The following is a 20,349-nucleotide window of genomic DNA, read 5'->3' on the forward strand; positions in this document are numbered from 1 at the left end:
TCAGTTCTCCTCTCGGATGAGTATGAGATGGACGCTTGCACGGGTTTTGATATGCCCGGCGAAATATTCGACGTCGGTACCGCTACCGCAATAATAATCGATGCGCGTGCCCTTGATAGCTCCACCCTTGTCCTGCGCCAGGCCGATTCCCGATACCGGACGGCCAAGGCCACCGGGAGTTTCGGGGGGCATCAGAGTCTGGAAGGCTAACACCGAGCCCAAAGGCAGGAACTTCGGGTCTGTAGCCATGCTGACTCGCGGCGTCAACAGTTTGCCCATGGCGCCATAGGGTCCGTCGTCACCCAAACGAAAGAAAACATAGCTCGGGTTGGTGGACAGCAACTCGGGGACGTCCTCGGGGTGTTCTGCCAAAAAATCCCGAATCACTTTCATGCTCATGCCTTCAAGGGGCAACAAGCCACGATCCGCCAACACTCGCCCCAGACTCACATACTTGTGCCCGTTCTTCCCCGCATAGAGGACATGACGCGTGCTGCCATCGGGAAACATCAGCAGCCCGGAGCCCTGGATATGCAAAAAGAAAACATCCGTCAGATCACGTACCCAGGCAATTTCCAACCCCTGGCCTTCCAGAGCCCCTTCAAAGTCGATGGCCTTGCGCCCATGATAGGGAACGGCCTTGCCATTCTCGACGCGATACACAAGCTTCTGCCCTTCCCAGCGATGATGGAACGACCCAAGGTTCAGCACCTGCATATCATCAGGGATAGCATACAGAGGATAGCTAAATTCCTCGGTAGGTACTGGGCTGGCCTCCAGATACGGGGCATAATAGCCTGTCATCAGCGGATCTTCGGGACCAATTCTTAGCCATTCAAAGCGTTCAGCCAAAAGCTCGGGGTGCTCATCCAGCTCGGGCAACACCCGCAAGAGCTCCTCAAGGGTCACTCGCATCCTGTCCCAGGTCACGACCACCCCGTCCTGATGCACGGCAACACCATCCACAGGACGCGCAGCAACGTATTTCAAGCTGCGTTCCAGACCAGGGCGCAGTTCTTCCCAAGAGGCCAGATTCTGGGTCTGTGGATCCAGCATCCTGGCCAGGGTTCGCGCGCTAGGGGTAGAAATCGAATCCAGCGGAGGCGGAACCCTGCCCGGACAACCTGCCAGACATGCCGCCAGAGACACGGCAATCAGGAACACGACCAATCGGCGCAAAATCTGATCATTATTCATTTGGTCGTTCCTAGCAGGAGTTGATGACAAGACACTGTCATGGGATTGCTCTCCGCCGCTATTCAATGACGCCCTTGGCTCGCAACCGGGAGACATAGGCTGAACGTTCCGGCTCCAGCAGCTTAAGATGGGCCTCGGCACGGACAATTTGGACCACATCGCTATGATTCAAAGGAATACAGTCCTGCCCGTCCACGGTCAGAAAAACCTCAGAGTGTGGTTCCTCGACGCGCACGGTGAATTTCAAATTCCCAGGCAGAACCATGGGCTTGAAATTGTGCAGGAACGGACAGATAGGCGTCACGGAGTACACGTCCAATTCGGGATGCACGATGGGACCGCCCGACGAAATGGAATACGCTGTCGATCCTGTGGGAGTAGCGACAACCAAGCCATCGGCCCGCATGCTGCCCAGAGGTTCCCCATCCTGCTCCAGACCCAGGCGAATAAGCCGAGCAAGGTTCCCTCTGTTGAGCACGACATCATTGATGGCGAGTCCTTCATGAACAACAACGCCGGCCCGCTGCACCTCGTAGTGCAACATCAGGCGCTCCGAATAGCGGCAGCATTGCGCCAATACGCTTTTCAGAAAACCTCGCCAGTCGTCGGAGGTCAGTTCCGTTAGAAACCCCAGGCGCCCAAGATTCAGTCCCAGCATGGGCACACGTCCCTCGACCTGCCTGGCAACACTGATCATGGTGCCGTCGCCCCCTAGGACCAATATGAGGTCACAGCCTTCCACGGGCAGTGGATCGGCACCGTCGGAACCATTATTTTCCGCCGTTCGGGCTCGTACTCCACGGCCTTCCAGCCAGAGACGAATTTCCTCAGCCAGGCCAGGTGCATCGGGATGCCCGGCTCTGGAAACAATCAAGACATGTTGTGGTTTCTCAGTCATAGTGACCATTCTCTAGACCATACGGCCCACGGATTCAAGGCTGACGAATGCCCTGAAACAACTTCACATGCAATCTCAGAAGGTTGCATTTTCATCTTGCACTGAATTCATTTTAATTCCTTAAGAGACCTAAAGTTTCAGCAACAAGCGTCCGATAAGCAACGTAAGAGGGAACATATCGTGTCAGCAGCTCACTCATACGAAACTCGCAGAATGCTTAAAACCTACGGCAGGCAACTTACAAGCGCCCGTCGTTTGGCACGATTCAAACAATCCCTCGCAGCGGCGGGAGCCGAGGAAGAGGTCACCATTTCAAGACTTGCCAAGCGCAGAATGTTGGTGGAGCAGGTGGCTAGGGAGATAGTGGAGAACCTTATTGTCTCGGGAAGCGAGAATGAGGTGGTCCTTGAAATCCTGCAACAACTTAATCGGGAGTTTGGGGAAACATTCCGATTCGAGTATCCGCCCGCCGAGGTGGACCTGCAGATTTTCCGACTTGTCGGAGAGGACCCAATGGAAGTAACCGACCCGGAAAGGCATCACGTATTCAACCGTTTGTGGGAGATAACCCTGGAAAGGGTCAATGATACGATGCTTTAGGGACGGTACAAGGGGAGACGGCTATGGAAATCAACGGACTCATCAACGGACTCAAGAGTTACGACCGGGTCGACAAGTCCGATTCGTCCACCAAGAAGGGAAAGGGCTCCAAGTCCTCAACTTCCGGGCAAGGCGATTCTGTCAAGGTCTCCAGTAAGGCCAGGCTTGTCGCCAGCGCGACATCCGAAGCGCAAAGCGCTCCGGACATCCGCCAGCAAAAGGTCAACGAACTGAAGGCCCTCGTGGAGTCGGGTGAATACACTCCCGACCTGCGCAAGACCGCGGCCAAGATCGTGGAAGAGGATTTGGAACTGCTTATTTAGCAGCCGCCCCGACTTCCGAACCAGCCAGCTTACCGCTGCCGGCGTCCTGAATTTCATTCAGGGCTTCGGCAGCTTCGTTTTCTCTGTCACTCACCAAAAAGCGATTGGGATACTTGGTATCAACTTGCGGAACCTGCAGTCCTACCCGGGAACGGGAATTGACTATGATCGGTCCCATCAGGTTCAGGGACGTTTCCTCGGGCCTACCCGGAGGGATGGTCACCGTCACCAGAATCGCAATCTGACGAATATTATCTAATTTAAGAATCTTCTGCTCCGCAGAGCCAATCTTGACGTTATAGTCCGGCAAGAAGGTATACGGATCAGCCACCATCAGCCCAAGATCGGGACGAGTCATGCTCTGCAAGATCAAGAAGGGTGAATCTTCCTTGAGCTGCAGCAGGGTAAACTCCTTGCAATCCTCAAAACCGATGATGCCCCGGGGGAAGCGAATCACCCGGTTCATGTCCACGGCCAGGCTGCCCAGACGGGTCTTTACTGTGCGCTCTATTTCTTGTGCCATAACTGCGTCGCTGCCAGGAGGTCCTGGTCTGTAAGTTGAAGGGCTAATTTATTTTGTTCCTGTACTCGCAAATACACCTCTTCGCGATACACGGGCATATCGTCGGGCACATCCAGCCCGACCTTGATCTGCTTGCCCTGCACGCTGAGGACCGTCAATTTGATGTCGTCGCCGAGGTAAATGCTCTCCCCGGGACGGCGGGTAAGAATAAGCATGTCAACCCGTTGGTTGTCGTTCCTCCGCCCAGCCTTCCTAGCCAAGCGAATCCATGCGGCCCCTGGCCGCTTCCCCCGCTAGATGTAATTGACCAAGCTCATGCGCATCACCATGGATGAGGACCGCAACACGGTCTCATACACCATCTGCTGATTGGCAAGATTGGTCATCAATTCGGTCACATCGGCGTCCTCAACGGACGAAAGGCGCTCCTTCTCGTTATTGCGCATGGTATCCAGAATTCCACTGGCCACCTGCAATCTGTTTTCAGACGCACCGACGCGGGCCGCATAGTTCATGATGCGCTCGGAAATCGGTGTCAATTCTTCGAGCGCCTCCTGACAGCCTCCCTGGTTGTTGGTTTCCATGTAGCCGATCAGCCTGCCCACGGTATCGAACATATTCTCGGAGGATGGAACGCCGGGAGCCAGTGTCAGAACCGATGAGCTGGGGTCCTGATAGATCCCGCCGAAAATATCCTTTCCGACGTTGTTCACGGTGATGTTCTCACCGGGGGAAATTTCCATCTGCACATTTGCCGTGCGTGGCCTGATAATCCACTGATCACCAGCGGTCAGAGTGTTACCCGAACCCGAATCATACAGCGTCAGGGTTCCACCCGGCACCACAAGGCTCAACTCCGTGGCACTGCCCGACCCGTCAGTCGTCAGTCCTTCGACCCAGGAGCTCCCACCATCGGTACTGTAGGAGTACTCCACAGGATCACTATCAAGTGCGGCATCAGAATCAATGCGCACGGTGACGTTCTTGTTGAAAATACCGGAGGCGGCATTGGAGAGCAGCGACGGGCCAAAGGTATCTACACTTATGGCGTCGTTATCATCACCCTTGTACTGGGCGGTGGGCCGGATCCACATCCAGGTCCCATTATTTGCATCACCAGAAACGGCAGGATCATGCGCCGTCACCGTGGTGCCTGCCTCCAGAGTCAACTGGACGCCACCAAGATTCAAGGTCTTGTCGCCAGCCACCGCCGGAATACTCCCCGAGGTAAAAGTCGTACCGCCGTCAGTGGAGTATTCATAGTCCAGAGCATCCGTTCCCACGGCTCCCGCCGTGGTGAATCGGACAAGCACCGTCTTGTTGGCATCACCGGTAATGGAGAAGGTGGTCCCGGCCGTGGCACCGTCGTTATCATTCAGCCACAAAGCCCTTTCGAAGGCCTGCTCTCCAGTATTATGTCCGGCAAAGATATACTGCTGCTCGTACTTGGAGTTGGCCAGAACAATCAGTTCCTCGTGCAACTGTCGAGCCTCGTAGCTGGCCTGCTCACGGTTATCGGCACTCATGGTGCCCGTAGCCGCCTGCTCTGCCAGCGTCCTGATGCGGGTCAAAATCTCATTGGTACGGGTCAGGGTACTATCGGCAAATCCCAGCCACCCCGTGGCCGTATTGATATTCTCCGCATACTGGTCGAGGGCTGCAATGGTCTCGCGGTGATCCAGGATACGAGCCATGCCAACGGGGTCATCGGAAGGACGGTTAACATCCTTTTGAGTCGAGGCCTTGATGTTCAGCTCCATGAGCTCACCAAGGGCATCGTTCATGTTGCCGATGAAAAAGGTAAATCGTGTCTGTGTCGATATACGCATGGACGCTCCCCGCTAGTTCTTCATCCCCAGAAGGGTCTGGATCATGCTATCCGCCGTCTTCACCAACTTTGAGGCCGCTGTGTACGAATGCTGGAACTTCAAGAGATTGGCCATCTCTTCATCGAGGTTCACGCCTGCGGTTTCCTGCTGTCTGGTGTTCAGGTCTTTAGCCAGGGTTCTATTGAAATTCAGATTGAATTCGGCAGTGGCCGTATCTGCGCCAACACCTGCCACAAGCCCGTTGTAATATTCCCCGATGGTCTGATTCACAGGGTTCTCGGAGTTGATATTGATGGTCACAACCTTATCCTTCAACTGGGCAATGGACAGCGCGGTGGTGTTGTCGCCCGAGTTGATCTCTCCTGTGCCATTGGCATGTCCACTGGCGATGAAGTCAGGATCGGAACGAACCAGCGTCGTCATTTCCATGCTGGCGGCACTGTCACCCTCGAAGAACGTATTCACACCTAGAGCGGCGGCGAGGCCAGCAGTATCGGTTCCAAACCCGAATTCGTATCCCGTGTTGGCTGTCATCCGAACACGGTTGTTGACGATATCGGCGGTCATGAAGGTTCCCCAAGTATTGTTGATGGCATCAACAACGTCAGTCATGGAATGGACCGATGCATCGAAGTTGGCGCCACCACCGAAATCCAGAGGACCAAAGGAAGCTCCCGAGGCCAACTCTCCGCTGGCTTCATCATAAAAATACAAGGACATGTTGCCATCTTGCAGCTTGTCGAAAAAGGCAAGACCAGACCCGTTACTCCCCAAGGCTGCCGTGGTTGAATCGACAGAATATGTACCCGTTGCAGTATCAAACTTCTGCAACCCCATGCCCTGGCTCTGCAATCGGTTCACTTCCCAGATCAAAGCCTTGGAAAAACCATCCAGCTTATCCAGGTAGCGCCCCACATGCTGATCTCTGAACTGGAAATAGCCAGCCAGAGCGCCACCGGTCAGGCGCGACTCGTTGTCGGCACCATTGGCATAAATCTGCGGGGTGATATTTTCCTTGGAAGACGTCGTCCGGTACCAATACAGCGACTTCTTGGGCACAACAGTGAACTTGTCCCCTACTTCCAGGTCACCGGCAGGGGTCCCACTGGAATCCGTAGTGGAACCAAACCAGATGGTCAGGTCGCCGACAGTCGTCTTGCCGCCTTCCGGGCGCGCCGCGACATGCATCTCGTTGCCATCATCGTCGGTCAGCCAGGTCTTGCCACCATCCAGAGAGACCCGCATCTGGGCGGCACTGCCTGCATTGGAAACCAGCCCACTGGACACCACTTCGAATGTGTATTCGAAGTCATCGGAACCTGAAAAATAGATATCGCCATCAAAATTCGAGGTCGACGTCAGCGCCTTCATGGATTGAGCATTCTCAAAGCCCAGCGAGAACGTTACAGTTCCATCAACAAGGGTTTGTCCAGCCTTGGTCCAGACCGTGAACTCACCTCCGCCGTTATCCACATAGTCGATGTCGATCTTCTCGGACAGTTCACGCACCAGAAGCGCCCGCTTGTCCTTCAGTTCGTTGGCATTATTCTGCCCTGGAACGTCATGAGACTGGATCTGCAGATTCAGGTCCGCGATCTGATCCAGAATATCGTTTACCTCTTCCACTTCCTGCCCGATGAACTCATCCACCTGATCCTGCTGGTTATGCAGATCCTGCTGAATGGTATGCAAAGTGGACAAGAGGTTCTGCGTGTTGCCGGACAAGGCTTCACGCGCAGCAATCAGAGCAGGATTGTCTGCCAGTTCCTGCCAGTCCGCCCAGAACTTGGACAGGGCTTCGTTCAAACCAGCCACCTGGCTTTCGTTGAACAGACTGTCCACGGCACGCAGGTTCTGGTAGGTGGCATCCCAACGATACTGCTGGGCATTCTTGTCGATATACTGTTCCTCAACGAAGTCATTGAAATAGCGGAAGACCTCAACGGCTTTGACCCCGGTGCCCAACTGGCCGGGATTGAAATCAATGGAGTGGGCCTCCTCAAGACGCACAGCCTGACGCGCATACCCAGGGGTATTCACATTGGCAATATTATTGCCGGTGACCTCGATAGAAGACTGGCTCGCGAATAACGCGCCCTTTCCGATATCAAGGAGAGTCGTCAGGCCGGACATTTAGGATCTCCCTCTGAAGATGGCCGCTTCGGGCCTGTGATTCTGGTACCGACCATTCCTGGCGTAAGTATCTTCATTCTTGGGTTGAATCTGCTTATGAATGAAATCCAGCATATTCTTGCTCTGCTCTGCCAGACCAAAGGCCAGTCTGGAGTTCTTTTCCGCCATGACGGCGCACTTTTGTTCCAATGTATCCACAAACTGCAAAAATGCTGTAAAACCCTTGGATTCTTCTTCATCCATGGCCTCTGCAAGGTCACGCAGCGAAGTCGCTCCCGGAACGATCTCAGCCACCATGCCTCTGAGCTCGAGCCGCTCAACAGCCAATTGCTTGATCAGTTCCTGAATGGAGAACTCGCAGCCCGTAACGGCCTTGGGATCCCGACCTGTCAGGTGGGTAAATTCTTCCTCAAGCAGGGTACTCAGCAGGATGAGCCCCTTTTCCTGGCGATGGAGATTAGCCTTGATTCTCTCCAGCATTCGTCAACCCCACTCAGTTGTTAGTTCCCGGAAGCCACGGCCTGCATACGTTCCCGAACCGCTTCGGGGTTCCAGGCCTGCTCGCCCTTCCTGATTTCAAAGTACAATCGGGGTTCGCTTTCTTTTCCGGTTTCCTCCAACTCTGCAATTTTGCTGCCAGCATTAACGGTATCACCGGTGGACACGAGGCTCTTGCCTACTTGACCATAAACGGTTCGCCATCCCTCGGGATGCTCAAGCACAATGGTCTGCCCCTGATCACCGCGTTCGCCCGCAAAGACAACCGTTCCACCCCATCCGGCCTGAACCGCATCCCCATGAGCTCCGGAAATTTCCACGCCCGAGCGCCAGACCCGCTCGCCTGAAGCCTGATCGGTTTGCCAACCGAAACCACTGACGATGTCGCCCTGCACGGGCCAATTCAACTGACTGAGCATCCGGGATTGTGCATTGCCCTTCGCCACTTCCGACGCCGCTTCCGTCCGGGCATTGCCCATCTCGATGCGTGCGGCCAGGTTCAGTGCCCGATTCATGATCTCAGGCGGGCTGGAGGCAGCAGACCGGACCGTGGGGTCGGTATCCGCCAACGGATTGAAATCGGGCTCCAGGCGCGTCTGCCCCGTCTCCGCAGGACCAAGCCTGCGGGCTGACATGTTCTTCAGGACCAGTTCCGCCTGTTGCAAGGCCATGGCGCGATGTTGATCGTCCTGAGAGCGAACCTCTGCCTCCTGCTTCAAGGGCAGTCCCTGTCCGGCGTCTCCGACCATTTCAGGTGCTTCAATACCGCGGGAACGAATTCCGCTGGCCTTGTCTGACAGCTGCTCCTTGAGTTCATCGTAGAGCATCTGGCCCAGACCGATGCCGCCGGATTCAGACATCTTCAATGCCAGCTCGCGATCGAACATGGACATGTAGGTGTCTTCTTCGCGACTGTGCAGATAGCCTTCCTTGGGCACGTTCTTGCGCATCTGTTCCCACAGCTTGCCAATGAAGATTGCCTCGAACCCCTGAGTTGCCTTGCGCAACTTGGCATCATCACCCTCAGCGGACTTCAGGCTGTTACGCACCTCGTCCATGGCCATCTTCTGGCGCACTTCGGCCGGGGTTTCGCCGGTCACCATGGGGGAACTGGTATCAAGCTTGGAGGGAATCATTTACATGACCTCCAGATCCGCATGCAGAGCGCCTGCTGTCTTCAAGGTCTTCAGGATGGAAATCAAATCCCGCGGCGTGGCTCCGATGGAGTTCAATCCATCGATCAATTCCTGCAGAGTTGCTCCCTCCATCATGATCAGCCGCCTGTTTTCCTCTTGGACATTAATCTCTGTCGAAGGAGCCGCCACGGTTTCACCACCACCGAAAGGTGCTGGCTGCGAAACATCGGTTCCTTCCGTAATCACGATCTGCAAATTGCCATGCGCCACAGCAACCTTGGACAATCGTACATTGCGACCAAGAACGACGGTGCCGGTCTTCTCGTCCACGACCACCTTTGCCTTGGAGTCCGGGCTCACCTCGAGATTCTCCAGCGAGGCCATCAAGGGAACAAGATTACCCTTGAATTCCTGAGGAATCCTGAGGCGCACGGTGGACACATCGTCGGCCTTCGCAAAATCCTGACCCAAGGTTTCGTTGATAATCTCCACCACGCTCATCGTGGTTGAAAAATCAGCCACATTCATTTGCAGCGTGAGTTCATCCTGATTGTTGAACTTGAAAGGCACACCCCGCTCAACGCTCGCACCGTTGGGAATGCTACCGACAGTGGCAATGTTCTTCTGGGCACCGGCTGCCGCACCCTGTACGGAGACACCGCCCAGGGCCAGAGCACCCTGTGCCAGGGCATAGACATTACCATCCACACCGCGCAGGGGGGTGAGCAACAGGATACCACCCAACAAGCTTTGAGCGTTACCCAATGAGGAAACAGTGACATCAAGACGCGACCCCGGCTTGGATGAAACGGGCATGCGCGCAGTGACCATGACGGCAGCAACGTTCTTGGGCTTGAGTTGAGCCTGTTCCACCGCAACTCCCATTCGATCGAGCATGCTGACCATGGACTGGATGGTAAACTGCGAGCCACTGCTCTTGTCGCCCGTGCCCGAAAGACCGACCACCAGGCCGTAACCAACCAGGTCGTTATTGCGAACCCCACCAAACGACGCGATGTCCTTCAGGCGAACGGCATCAGCCGTCATGGGACAAAGCGCCCCCGCCAGCAGGAACACAATGGCACAGGCAATTGCGACCCGAAGCTTACGCAAGTCTTGCGGAGTTCTATTCAGATTTGCAGTACTCATGCTCGGTCTCCTAGAACGGCCAGACATTTTCCAAAATTCGTGTCAACCAGCCAGGGCGCTGCTTGTCGGCAAGAACGCCCTGCCCGTAGTACTCGATCTTGGCATCGGCAAGATAGGTCGAAGAGATGGAGTTATTGGGTGTGATATCCTTGGCCCGGGCCAATCCGCGAACCACAAGTATCTGAGTTTCATTGTTAACCTTGATCTCGCGGGCGCCTTCAATTTGCAGCAGGCCACCGGGGAGAACTCGCACCACCCGCGCAGCCAAGGTCGCTGACACAGTGGATTCACGATTGGTCTCGCCTTCGCCCTCAAAACCAGTGGTCGCACTGGATTGAATCATCGGAGTAGCACCAACGGCTCCCGACAAGCCCACAGATTGCCCCAGCGGAATCAAGGCCGCTTCATCCTTGCCAAACCAGTTGCTGATACCCAAATTCATGCTGGACTTGCGGTCCGCGGTGGTATCCGCCTTATGCTTGCCGCTGGAGGTCTCAATAATGTTGACCATCACGACATCCCCAACGTTACGAGCCCGGTTGTCACCAAACAGATAGTTGGCCTCTCCGGGATCGAAGAGGGAACCGGGATTTTCACGTGCTGGCGGTGCTTCGGCTATGGGGGCCGTCAACACCGGCGACGGCGCGGCATTGCGCTGAGCCGTCTGACAACCGCTCAGGGCCAGGATGCAGATCATCGCCATCATCAAAGTCTTCATATTCAAACTCCTTCACTGTCGCCGATCATCGGACCACAACAGTGTGCGCATCACGGATTTCGGCCGCAATTTCACGCTTACTGGAAAGATTCTCCACCAAAATTCGTTGCCCAAGCTTGCCGTCGCTCAGAGCTTTTGCACTGGCGGTCAGGCGGACATACTGGCCCTGAAAGACCAGGGTCAGGATATCGCCTCGGCTCACCAGGGGCACATCTTCAAGATTGTCCTGATACAGCACCTCACCTGCACCGACGGAGCGTTGCACGCGCTGTCCGAAGCTGCGTCCATCCCAGAGTTCACCGCGCAGGTAGGCAGCGTTCTTGCGCTTGAAACCAACGGCATCGGGAGTCAAACGTTCCCGGGAATTGATGGGCCTAAGGGCGCAGGGTACATTCAACCATTGATCCAGGAACACGCCTCCGGTGTACCGGCGCTTCGCGTTGCCCCCAGCATCCATCTCGGTCAGTTGCAAGGACAGCCGCCCAGGTTCGAAGCGTCCAGCCACGGACACCTCGATGTTGCTTTGCCTGTCACTCAAAAAGACCTGCCTGGGCAGACGAAAATCTCGCAGACTCACTTCGCCACGCAGGCCTGAAATCCTGGAGGTCAGCGCCTGAACGACCTGGCGTTCCAACTCGGGACCATCAATGACTTTTCCGCCCCGCTGAATCACAAGATGACCGGAAGTCACGCACAAAGCAGCGACATCCCCAAGATAATAGCGCAGCATCTTGGTTAACTTCTCAGTCGTGACGGTGTGCTGTTTTCCCTGCTCTTCGGGGGCACTCCACAACTCGATAGCCGCAAGACGTTCCCACTGCTGCGCGGGCAAATCACCCACGGGATGGGCAATTTCACCAAGAGTCACTCGAGTTCCGTGTGCCACAGCGGCGGTTCCCAATGTCAGGCGCCAGGAAGCTTCCACCGTCGCGGCCAGGGCCGTCCCTGCGAAAAGCAGCATGGCAAACCACAACAGGACTGTGGCCATGATCTTGAGATGTCGCTGATAACTATGCATGTCTTTACTCCCGCCCAGTCAGGCTATCGCTTGATCTGGTTTGCGGTTTGCAGCATCTGGTCAGAGGTTGTCACGGCCTTGGAGTTCACTTCGTACGCACGCTGAGCCACGATCATCTGGACCATCTCGTCGACGATTTCGACGTTGGACATCTCCAGGAAACCCTGAGCGATGGTTCCAACATTGTCCTCACCGGCTGTTCCCTCGGTAGCTGCACCAGAGGCCTCAGTCTGCGAATAGAGGTTCTTGCCCATGGAGTTGAGGCCCGCATTATTAATGAAGGTGTAAAGTGGAATGTCGGTGGCTGCGAGTTCTTCACCAGCACTGTCCAAAGCGGAGATATGACCGTTTTCCGTGACCACGATATTCTTGGTCTCCGTGGGCACGGTAAATTCCGGTTGCAGTACATACCCATTGGCCGTGACGACCCGGCCCTCGTTATCCAGCTTGAACGCTCCAGCGCGTGTGTAAGCCAACTCACCGTTGACCTCCACCTGGAAAAACCCTTCTCCCTCGACCACGAGATCCAGGGCATTACCCGTGTTCTCAAAATCACCCTGCGTAAAGAACTTGTGCACCGTCGTGGGTTTGACACCCATACCAACCTGCATGCCCGTGGGAATCAGATTGCCGGCCTCGGTAGGGGAACCCGCAATCTTCATGCTTTGGTACATGAGGTCCTCAAACTCGGCCCTGCTCTTCTTGAACCCGATGGTGTTCACGTTGGCCAGGTTGTTGGAAATAACGTCGATATTGAGCTGCTGGGCGACCATTCCCGTCGCGGCAGTCCACAGAGATCGCATCATGGCTGGATCCTCCTAACTATTGGTTCGAGCCAACCTTCATGATGGCCTTGGTATCGGTTTCACCTGTCGTGCTAATCACCTTCTGATAGGCTTCAAAAGCACGCTGGGTTTCGATCATATTCACCATCTCGGTCACGACTTCGACATTGGGTGCTTCAAGATATCCCTGAGCTATGGTCCCATTTTCGACAGGCCGCTCAACCGCAGATCCTTCTGCAACAGGTTCGTAATAGCTGTTGCCAAACTTCTGCAGACCTTCGAGGTCGACTATGTCCACGAATTGCAACGTGTCGATGACATCGCCATCGGCTGAGATATTACCCAAACCGTCAATGCTGATACGGGTGTTTGGTGGCAACTCAATGGGGCCACCCTCGCCCAGAACGGCATTACCTACCCCGTCCACCAACTGGCCTTCGGCCGTCATGCTGAAAGCCCCATTACGGGTGTAATAATCCTTTCCATCGCCACTTCGGACCTTGAAGAAGCCGTCACCCGAAACAGCCACGTCCAATTCATTGTTCGTCTGTTTCAGGCTGCCCTGAGTAAACTCGATTTTGGACACGGCAATACGCGGCTTGGCGTAATAATCCGGCGCAGGAAACAACGGCTTTGACCGCAGATGCATCATGGGCTCACGGATGTCATCATGAGCATAATGCTCGAAAACGTCCTTGAACGCCTGACGATCGCGCTTGTAGCCGGTTGTGTTCACGTTCGCCAAATTGTTGGCGATGATGTTCAAGCGATGTTCCTGGGTCATTGCCCCGAACATGGCGGTATACATGCTTTGTTGCATGATCTGGCCCTCCGTGGGGTTTTATCCTGCCCACTCAGAAGCAAGTTCCGCGCCAAGCTCAAAAAGATAATCCCCCGTGTGCCCATCTTAAGAATTAATTCAATTAATTCATAATATTAAGCAATTACCAACTCACTTTACATAGAGGAAACTTCAAGACGAGAATTCGACAAACGACGAAAGACTGGCGCACAGAACAAACAGCACGCAGCAAAAAAAATCCCGAAGCGTTAACGCTTCGGGATCGGCTGTTTACAATTAACTCAACCAGCCAATCAATTCAGACCATACCGCCTATAAATTCTTTCAAAAGTTCCATCTTCTTTCATTGATTTCAGAATAATATCGAATTCATCGGCAATGCGTTCATTCATACTTTTTTTGGAAAAAGCCACGTAGGTCGGAGAAAAGTCCAAGGCATATTCAGCCCCGGTATCAGTATTGAAGACTATATCGATATCATCGGCCAAATCCATTTGTTCCAATAAATAAAGAATTGGGACACGAACCCCGATGAACATGTCAATCCTGTCAGCCATAAGCATTCGAAAACTAAGCTCGATTTGATATACCTCCTCAATGGACTTGAAACGTCCTTCCTGAAGAGCTCTGTCCATTGCCATCCCATAATAATAGCCTCTACCTACTCCCAACCTGAAGTCTTGAGCGTTCCCAAGCCCCTCATCCAAAGTGAAATGCTTCTCGGCACGCTTGAAAGCGAAGACCTCCTCCAGATAGATATTTTCATAGGGGTAATGAAGATAGGCTGCCCGCTCTGAATTGTAGCCAGCATCTACGATGGCATCGGCGCTGCCACTTCGCACCATCTCCAGAGCGCGCTTCCAGGGAACAAAGTCCACCACTGCGTCATGTCCCAAACGCCGAAGAGCCTCAAGGGCAATTTCCATATTCAACCCGGTCGGCTGCCCCTGGGCATCGGGATACTCAAGGGGTGGGCTATTCAAAGTCACAAGCCTCAGTGTCTTGGCATGCAAAATCTCAGGAATTTGAAAAAGAAAGACAAGAATCAACACAATCATCCAGAATCTTTTCACCGAGACCTCCGACGAACTCAAACGTATTCCTTTGAACTCCGACTCCCATATATATTGATATTAGTACCATTACCACCGATCCATCTCTCTTCACAATTCCCAACAGCCGCATAAATACTTGGCTGACGCGAAAATTACTGGCATCATAGACTTGACAAGCTCGTGATTTTTGCTATTCACCCTTGTCCCCGATCATTGTTGGGGAAAGGTGTTTTGGAGGCGGGTGTAACTCAGTGGTAGAGTGTTAGCTTCCCAAGCTGAAGGTCGCGAGTTCAAGTCTCGTCTCCCGCTCCATTAACTTCAACCCTCTCGTTTTCTAACAGATACGAGTGGACCCTGTGGTCCACTTTTTTATTTTCTGGCGGTAAGTCATGATCGCACCGAACATCATCAAGGAACTGACAGGGCTTGTTGCCCCCATGGCCGAGGCCATGGGACTCACCCTGTGGGGCATAGAGTCGTCCAGTGACGACTGGCGTGCTATCCTGCGCATTTATGTTGATACGGATGACGGCGTGGACGTAAGTCAATGCGCCTCCCTGTCGCGAGACATCTCCGTGATGCTTGATGTCGAGGACATCATTCCCGACAGCTTCAGCCTTGAAGTCTCCTCTCCCGGACTGAACAGACCGTTCTTCAGCACGGAGCAGATGCAAGGCTACGAAGGGCAACAACTTAAATTGAGACTGCACGAGCCTTTTGAGGGTTCCAAAAGTTTCATCGGCGCACTGAAGACTGTGGAAGAGCAGCGCTTCACCATTATCCTTGAGGACGGTGGTGACGAACTGACATTCGGCTTCGACGAAATAAAAAGAGTCCGAATTCGTTACCAGTTTCCCGCAAAGAACACGGGAAGAAAGGCATAAACCGTCAATCCCCGGCCACGCCGGGAGCGTCGGAAGCTTCTGGAGGATTTTCCATGAGCATGGAACTGAGAAAAGCCATCGATCAGATCAGCAAGGACAAGGGCATCGACCGCGACTTGCTCGTAGACACGCTTGAGGAAGCTGTTCGCACTTCCGTTATGCGCAAGTTCGGAGACGAAATCGACATCGAAGTCTCTTTTAACGAAGAAGACGGCGAAATCGAAGTCTATCAGTTCAAGGCTGTAGTCGAAGAGGTCGAAGACGAGGGCACCGAGATCACTCTCGCAGATGCCCAACAACACGACCCCGGCGCACAGATGGATGACGAACTCGGCTTCCGCCTGAAGGTGGAAGATCTGGGCCGCATTGCTGCCCAGTCTGCCAAACAGGTCATCATCCAGCGCATGCGTGATGCCGAGCAGGAAATCATCTACGAAGAATACAAGGACCGCATTGGCGAAATCGCCAGCGGTATCATCCAACGCCGCGACAAAATGGGCTGGATCATCAATCTGGGCCGCACCGAAGCGTTGTTGCCCAAGGATGAGCAGATTCCCCGCGAGCGTTACAAACGTGGCGACCGTGTACAGGCCTTCATGATTGACGTGCGCCGTGAAGGACGTGGCCCTCAGGTCATCGTCTCTCGCTCGCACCCTGACTACATGATTACCCTGTTCAAGCGCGAAGTGCCCGAAGTTGCCGACAACACCGTGAGCATCATTGGTGTCGCCCGGGACCCGGGAAGCCGAGCCAAGGTGGCGGTGACCTCTCACGACCGTGATGTAGATCCTGTGGGCGCCTGTGTAGGCATCCGTGGCTCCCGCATCCAGAACGTGGTTCAGGAACTTCGCGGCGAACGCATCGACATCGTTGTCTGGAGTCCGGACGTGGCTACCTACGCTGTGAACGCCCTTTCTCCAGCCATCATCACCCGCATCACTGTGGATGAAGAAGAGAAGATGCTGGAAGTGGTCGTTCCCGATGATCAGCTCACCCTGGCCATTGGACGCAAAGGACAAAACGTCAAGCTCGCTTCCAAACTGCTTGACTGGAAGATCGATATTTTCACCGAGAGCCGTTATGGCGAATTGCACGCAGAGCTTCAGTCTCTGGAGCAGATCGCCAGTGTGGCCGAAATCCCCGTCGAAAAGTTCATCGTTGCGGGCTACGATTCCATGGAAAAACTCGTCACTGCCAGCGACGAACAGCTCCAGGAAATCGAGTCCATCACCGAGGACAAAGTCGGGGACATCCGTTCCGCCATCAACTTGCTCAACTCGTTCCATTCCCAGGCTGCTGCTCACGAAGAGCAGGACGGCCTGAAGGACGAGGAAAAGGCTCCTGCCACCGAGGCAGGAGAAGAGTCAGAGGCTGATGAACAGGCAGAAAAGCCTGTCGACGCTACGGATGAATCTGCCGAGTAACCCTGAGGGTACGGCAGGCAAATGAAGAGACGAAACGGACCCGACATGAACGACGGCCAATCAAAACATGTTCCGGTCCGGATGTGCGTCATCTGCCGCAGAAGATTCCCCAAGCGGGAGTTGACGCGATACATCTGCCCCGCCGGTGCGCAGGGCCCGGTTCAGGACGAATCCCAGATTCTTCCTGGACGAGGCTACTACCTGTGTACCGATGAGGCATGCGAAATACGATTAAGTAAATACAAGGGCTGGCAAAGGGCGCCAAGGGGTAAATAATGACGGATAAGCTTCGGGTAAAAGACATTTCTGCAGAACTTGGAATTAGTAACAAGGAACTTCTCCAGGCATGTCGCGAATTGGACATTCCGGTGAAGAGCCATATGAGCACGTTGGAAGACGAGGATGCATCGGCCATCCGCGGTCATGTAAAAAAGGCACCCACTTCCACCGAGGTTGTGACCAAAGAAGTCCAACCTGGTGCCGTGGTGCGTCGCCGCCGCAAGAAGGTCAAAGCCCCCAATGGTCAGGCTGAAGCCGAGGCTAAGCCTGAAATCATCCCCGAGCCCCAAGAGGAGCCCGCCGAGGCCGCGGCCAAGGTTCCGGAAACGGTCGCGGAGGAAGCCAAGCCCGAAGCCCCCGAGATCAAAAAGCCCGTTGCCAAAAAGAAAGCCAAAAGGCCCGAAACTCCTGCTGCCCGTATCGTAAAGCCCGTGGTTCCTGAACAGCCTGAAAAAACGGCTCCTACCGTGGATGAAGCCCCCAAGGCTGAAGAGGCTGCTCCAGAAACTCCCGAAGCACCTGTCGCAGAGGCTGCCAAGGTCGAGCCAGAAGCCAAGCCCACGGCCAAATCCGAAGAGACTGCTGAGGCTGTCAGCCCTGAACCGGAAGCCGCCAAGGAAGCCGCACCTGAGCAGGTCAAGACAGCACCTACTGAGGCCAAAGACAAGCCCGAAGCAATCGCCAAGGATGCCAAGACTGATGCTGGTGAAAAAACCAAGGTTGCAGCAAAGGCCGACGGCGAAGCTGGTGACGAGCCCAAGAAAAAGAAGAAGAAAAAAGAGCCTATAGCTCCCAAAGTTAAAATTATTTCTCGTCCTGACCCGGCGCTGGTTCAGGAACGCCGTGCAGCAGCAGCTACGGCCCGCCCGAGTGGTGGCCGTCCCGGCGGCCCTGGTGGTCGTCCCGGTGGCCCTGGTGGTCGTCCCGGTGGTCCTGGTGGCCGCCCCGGTGGTCCTGGTGGCCGTCCAGGTGGTCCAGGTGGCCCCGGTGGCCGTCCTGGTGGCCCCGGCGGTCCTGGTGGTCGTCCTGGTGGCCCCGGCGGTCCTGGTGGTCGTCCTGGTGGCCCCGGCGGTCCTGGTGGTCGTCCTGGTGGTCCTGGTGGCCCCGGTGGTCCGGCTCCTGGTGCAGCCCCTGAGGGCGATGGCCGTCGTCGTCGTAAAAAGGACAAGCGTGTCGTTGATTTTTCCAAGCGTGACAATGAGACACGTTTCGAGATGCAGGGACGCGGCAAAAAGGGCAAAAGAGGTAAGCGTGGTGGTGTCGAGCCACAGTCCACGACTCAGCCCATCAAAGCCGCAAAGCGCAAAGTCAGAATTGAAGAAGCTATTCGTGTGGCAGACCTCGCCAAACAGATGGGCGTCAAGGCTCAGTTGCTGATCAAGGCGCTGTTCACCATGGGCATGATGGCAACCATCAACCAGTCCCTGGACTTTGATACTGCAGTACTGATCGCTTCTGACTTCGGCTATGAAGTCGAGAAGGTCGGTTTCTCCGAAGACGATTACATCGTGCCCAAGGAGAAGGACGCTCCCGAATCCTTGCAGGATCGCGCTCCGGTCGTGACCATCATGGGTCACGTTGACCATGGTAAAACGTCCCTGCTGGATGCCATCCGTGAATCCAAGATCACCTCGGGTGAGGCCGGCGGCATCACGCAGCACATCGGTGCTTATGACGTCACCACTCCTCGCGGCAAGATCGTGTTCCTGGATACGCCTGGTCACGAAGCGTTTACCGCCATGCGTGCCCGCGGCGCCAAAGTCACTGACCTGGTCATTCTGGTTGTTGCCGCTGATGACGGCGTCATGGACCAGACCCGTGAAGCCATCAGTCACTCCAAAGCTGCTGGCGTGCCCATCATCGTGGCCGTCAACAAAATCGATAAAGAAGGTGCCGACCCCGACCGCGTGATGCGCGAGTTGGCCGATCATGACCTGGTCCCTGAAGACTGGGGTGGTCAGACCATCTTCTGCAACGTGTCCGCCAAGACCGGCGAGAACCTGGACACCCTGCTGGAGCTCGTTCTGCTGCAGGCCGAAGTCCTGGAACTCAAGGCCAACCCGGACAAGCCTGCCGTTGGCCACATCGTGGAAGCCCGTCTGGACAAGGGACGCGGCCCCGTGGCCACTGTCCTTATCGAGGCCGGCACCCTGAATCAGGGCGATTGCTTCGTGTGTGGTGTCCAGAGTGGTAAGGTCCGCGCAATGCAGAATGACCAGGGCCGCAAGGTCAAAACGGTCGGCCCCGCTACCCCTGTTGAAGTTCAGGGATTTGAGGGTGTACCGCTGGCCGGTGACGAATTTGTGTGTGTCGAGGATGAAAAAGTCGCTCGCCGCATCGCACAGAATCGTGCCCTCAAGCAGCGTGAGCGTCAGCTTGCAAGCGAGTCCAAAGTGACCCTGGAAAGCTTCCTGGCTTCCAGCCCGGATAGCGATGTGAAAACTCTGAACCTGCTCACCAAGGCAGACGTACAGGGTTCACAGGAGGCCATTGGTGACGCTCTGAACAAGCTCTCCACCGATGCCGTCAAGGTCAACATCCTGCACTCCGGCGCAGGGGCAATCACCGAATCCGATATCCTGCTGGCTGCGGCTTCCAACGCCATCATCATCGGTTTCAACGTCCGCCCGACGGCCAAGATCAAGGAAATCGCCGAGCAAGAGCACGTGGAAATCCGTTTCTACGACATCATCTACAAGCTGGTGAGCGAAATCAAAGACGCCATGGCAGGTATGCTGGCTCCGATCATTTCGGAGAAGTACCTCGGCCAGGCCGAAGTCCGCGACACCTTTACGGTGCCCAAGGTCGGCACCATCGCAGGTTGCTTCGTTGTGGACGGTCAACTGACCCGCCACGCCAAGGTCCGCCTGCTGCGCGAAGGTGTTGTCATCTACACCGGTGCCCTGGCCTCCCTGAAGCGTTTCAAAGACGACGCCAAGGAAGTCAATAAGGGATACGAATGTGGTGCCGGACTCGAACGCTTCAACGACATCAAGACCGGAGACGTTATCGAGGCCTTCACGGAAGTGGAGTCCGCAGCAACTCTGGACTAATCCATTAAGCCTGCCGGCGGAGGAAAGGACATCCTTGCCTCCGCC

20 protein-coding genes and 1 tRNA gene are annotated in these 20,349 nt (G+C 55.1%); 7 read left to right on the top strand and 14 right to left on the bottom strand.

Annotated elements, in window-relative coordinates; all coding sequences use genetic code 11:
- Both mltA and EL361_RS05900 read right to left on the bottom strand, forming a co-directional pair.
- Positions 1-1,197 (bottom strand): murein transglycosylase A, encoded by a 1,197-nt coding sequence (mltA, locus tag EL361_RS05895; RefSeq protein ID WP_126377548.1) that lies wholly within the window; start codon positions 1,195-1,197, stop codon positions 1-3.
- 58 nt (positions 1,198-1,255) lie between these two features.
- A complete protein-coding gene (locus EL361_RS05900) occupies positions 1,256-2,095 on the bottom strand; it encodes an NAD(+)/NADH kinase (RefSeq protein WP_172961647.1) in 840 nt (279 codons plus the stop codon).
- A 213-nt stretch (positions 2,096-2,308) separates the two neighbouring features.
- On the opposite strand from EL361_RS05900, the gene EL361_RS05905 reads away from it, so the two are divergent.
- Together EL361_RS05905 and flgM are read left to right on the top strand one after the other, a co-directional pair.
- Positions 2,309-2,695 carry a DVU0524 family FlgM-associated protein gene (locus EL361_RS05905; protein ID WP_126377552.1) on the top strand — a complete coding sequence of 129 codons (387 nt, stop codon included), beginning with the start codon at positions 2,309-2,311 and terminating at the stop codon, positions 2,693-2,695.
- Between the two features lie 23 nt (positions 2,696-2,718).
- Complete coding sequence (gene flgM / locus EL361_RS05910; RefSeq protein WP_126377554.1) at positions 2,719-3,018, top strand: flagellar biosynthesis anti-sigma factor FlgM; 300 nt, start codon at positions 2,719-2,721, stop codon at positions 3,016-3,018.
- Here the strand turns inward: flgM and fliW are convergent.
- The 12 genes from fliW to EL361_RS05970 form a co-directional block, all read right to left on the bottom strand.
- Positions 3,011-3,541, bottom strand: coding sequence for a flagellar assembly protein FliW (gene fliW / locus EL361_RS05915; RefSeq protein ID WP_126377556.1), 531 nt, complete (start codon positions 3,539-3,541; stop codon positions 3,011-3,013). The genes flgM and fliW overlap by 8 nt on opposite strands.
- Positions 3,526-3,756, bottom strand: a complete 231-nt coding sequence (gene csrA / locus EL361_RS05920) for a carbon storage regulator CsrA (protein WP_126377558.1) — start codon at positions 3,754-3,756, stop codon at positions 3,526-3,528. Before csrA ends, fliW begins: the two co-directional genes overlap by 16 nt.
- 78 nt (positions 3,757-3,834) lie before the next feature.
- Positions 3,835-5,370, bottom strand: coding sequence for a flagellar hook-associated protein FlgL (gene flgL, locus EL361_RS05925; protein ID WP_126377560.1), 1,536 nt, complete (start codon positions 5,368-5,370; stop codon positions 3,835-3,837).
- Between the two features lie 12 nt (positions 5,371-5,382).
- Entirely contained in the window at positions 5,383-7,503 is a 2,121-nt protein-coding gene (gene flgK / locus EL361_RS05930) for a flagellar hook-associated protein FlgK (RefSeq protein WP_126377562.1), read from the bottom strand.
- The gene (locus EL361_RS05935) at positions 7,504-7,983 is read right to left on the bottom strand and encodes a flagellar protein FlgN (RefSeq protein ID WP_126377564.1); all 480 of its coding nucleotides are present in this window, start codon (positions 7,981-7,983) and stop codon (positions 7,504-7,506) included.
- Between the two features lie 20 nt (positions 7,984-8,003).
- Complete coding sequence (locus EL361_RS05940; RefSeq protein ID WP_126377566.1) at positions 8,004-9,137, bottom strand: peptidoglycan DD-metalloendopeptidase family protein; 1,134 nt, start codon at positions 9,135-9,137, stop codon at positions 8,004-8,006.
- A complete protein-coding gene (locus tag EL361_RS05945; protein ID WP_126377568.1) occupies positions 9,138-10,286 on the bottom strand; it encodes a flagellar basal body P-ring protein FlgI in 1,149 nt (382 codons plus the stop codon).
- 10 nt (positions 10,287-10,296) lie between these two features.
- Positions 10,297-11,004, bottom strand: a complete 708-nt coding sequence (locus EL361_RS05950) for a flagellar basal body L-ring protein FlgH (protein WP_126377570.1) — start codon at positions 11,002-11,004, stop codon at positions 10,297-10,299.
- Between the two features lie 25 nt (positions 11,005-11,029).
- Positions 11,030-12,022: a flagellar basal body P-ring formation chaperone FlgA gene (gene flgA / locus EL361_RS05955; RefSeq protein ID WP_126377572.1), complete on the bottom strand. Its 993-nt coding sequence runs from the start codon at positions 12,020-12,022 to the stop codon at positions 11,030-11,032.
- A gap of 23 nt (positions 12,023-12,045) precedes the next feature.
- A complete protein-coding gene (flgG, locus tag EL361_RS05960; RefSeq protein WP_126377574.1) occupies positions 12,046-12,828 on the bottom strand; it encodes a flagellar basal-body rod protein FlgG in 783 nt (260 codons plus the stop codon).
- A gap of 16 nt (positions 12,829-12,844) precedes the next feature.
- Positions 12,845-13,627 (bottom strand): flagellar basal-body rod protein FlgF, encoded by a 783-nt coding sequence (flgF, locus tag EL361_RS05965; RefSeq protein WP_126377576.1) that lies wholly within the window; start codon positions 13,625-13,627, stop codon positions 12,845-12,847.
- A gap of 275 nt (positions 13,628-13,902) precedes the next feature.
- Positions 13,903-14,682, bottom strand: coding sequence for a substrate-binding periplasmic protein (locus EL361_RS05970; protein ID WP_126377578.1), 780 nt, complete (start codon positions 14,680-14,682; stop codon positions 13,903-13,905).
- Positions 14,683-14,901: 219 nt separating this feature from the next.
- On the opposite strand from EL361_RS05970, the gene EL361_RS05975 reads away from it, so the two are divergent.
- From EL361_RS05975 to infB, 5 genes are all read left to right on the top strand, one after another.
- Positions 14,902-14,976 (top strand) — tRNA-Gly (locus tag EL361_RS05975).
- 77 nt (positions 14,977-15,053) lie between these two features.
- Complete coding sequence (locus EL361_RS05980) at positions 15,054-15,548, top strand: ribosome maturation factor RimP (protein WP_126377580.1); 495 nt, start codon at positions 15,054-15,056, stop codon at positions 15,546-15,548.
- Between the two features lie 53 nt (positions 15,549-15,601).
- Entirely contained in the window at positions 15,602-16,972 is a 1,371-nt protein-coding gene (gene nusA / locus EL361_RS05985; RefSeq protein WP_126377582.1) for a transcription termination factor NusA, read from the top strand.
- Between the two features lie 81 nt (positions 16,973-17,053).
- Positions 17,054-17,248 carry a DUF448 domain-containing protein gene (locus tag EL361_RS05990; protein WP_338031076.1) on the top strand — a complete coding sequence of 65 codons (195 nt, stop codon included), beginning with the start codon at positions 17,054-17,056 and terminating at the stop codon, positions 17,246-17,248.
- Complete coding sequence (gene infB, locus EL361_RS05995; RefSeq protein ID WP_126377586.1) at positions 17,248-20,304, top strand: translation initiation factor IF-2; 3,057 nt, start codon at positions 17,248-17,250, stop codon at positions 20,302-20,304. Before EL361_RS05990 ends, infB begins: the two co-directional genes overlap by 1 nt.
- Positions 20,305-20,349: the final 45 nt, after the last annotated feature.

Origin of the sequence: Desulfovibrio ferrophilus (genome assembly GCF_003966735.1) — a bacterium.
Classification (GTDB): domain Bacteria; phylum Desulfobacterota; class Desulfovibrionia; order Desulfovibrionales; family Desulfovibrionaceae; genus Desulfovibrio_Q; species Desulfovibrio_Q ferrophilus.

Coding starts and splice junctions, on each gene's coding strand:
- mltA (WP_126377548.1), bottom strand. CDS start 1,197: ATGAATAATGATCAGATTTTGCGCCGATTGGTCGTGTTCCTGATTGCC.
- EL361_RS05900 (WP_172961647.1), bottom strand. CDS start 2,095: ATGACTGAGAAACCACAACATGTCTTGATTGTTTCCAGAGCCGGGCAT.
- EL361_RS05905 (WP_126377552.1), top strand. CDS start 2,309: ATGCTTAAAACCTACGGCAGGCAACTTACAAGCGCCCGTCGTTTGGCA.
- flgM (WP_126377554.1), top strand. CDS start 2,719: ATGGAAATCAACGGACTCATCAACGGACTCAAGAGTTACGACCGGGTC.
- fliW (WP_126377556.1), bottom strand. CDS start 3,541: ATGGCACAAGAAATAGAGCGCACAGTAAAGACCCGTCTGGGCAGCCTG.
- csrA (WP_126377558.1), bottom strand. CDS start 3,756: ATGCTTATTCTTACCCGCCGTCCCGGGGAGAGCATTTACCTCGGCGAC.
- flgL (WP_126377560.1), bottom strand. CDS start 5,370: ATGCGTATATCGACACAGACACGATTTACCTTTTTCATCGGCAACATG.
- flgK (WP_126377562.1), bottom strand. CDS start 7,503: ATGTCCGGCCTGACGACTCTCCTTGATATCGGAAAGGGCGCGTTATTC.
- EL361_RS05935 (WP_126377564.1), bottom strand. CDS start 7,983: ATGCTGGAGAGAATCAAGGCTAATCTCCATCGCCAGGAAAAGGGGCTC.
- EL361_RS05940 (WP_126377566.1), bottom strand. CDS start 9,137: ATGATTCCCTCCAAGCTTGATACCAGTTCCCCCATGGTGACCGGCGAA.
- EL361_RS05945 (WP_126377568.1), bottom strand. CDS start 10,286: ATGAGTACTGCAAATCTGAATAGAACTCCGCAAGACTTGCGTAAGCTT.
- EL361_RS05950 (WP_126377570.1), bottom strand. CDS start 11,004: ATGAAGACTTTGATGATGGCGATGATCTGCATCCTGGCCCTGAGCGGT.
- flgA (WP_126377572.1), bottom strand. CDS start 12,022: ATGCATAGTTATCAGCGACATCTCAAGATCATGGCCACAGTCCTGTTG.
- flgG (WP_126377574.1), bottom strand. CDS start 12,828: ATGATGCGATCTCTGTGGACTGCCGCGACGGGAATGGTCGCCCAGCAG.
- flgF (WP_126377576.1), bottom strand. CDS start 13,627: ATGCAACAAAGCATGTATACCGCCATGTTCGGGGCAATGACCCAGGAA.
- EL361_RS05980 (WP_126377580.1), top strand. CDS start 15,054: ATGATCGCACCGAACATCATCAAGGAACTGACAGGGCTTGTTGCCCCC.
- nusA (WP_126377582.1), top strand. CDS start 15,602: ATGAGCATGGAACTGAGAAAAGCCATCGATCAGATCAGCAAGGACAAG.
- EL361_RS05990 (WP_338031076.1), top strand. CDS start 17,054: ATGTGCGTCATCTGCCGCAGAAGATTCCCCAAGCGGGAGTTGACGCGA.
- infB (WP_126377586.1), top strand. CDS start 17,248: ATGACGGATAAGCTTCGGGTAAAAGACATTTCTGCAGAACTTGGAATT.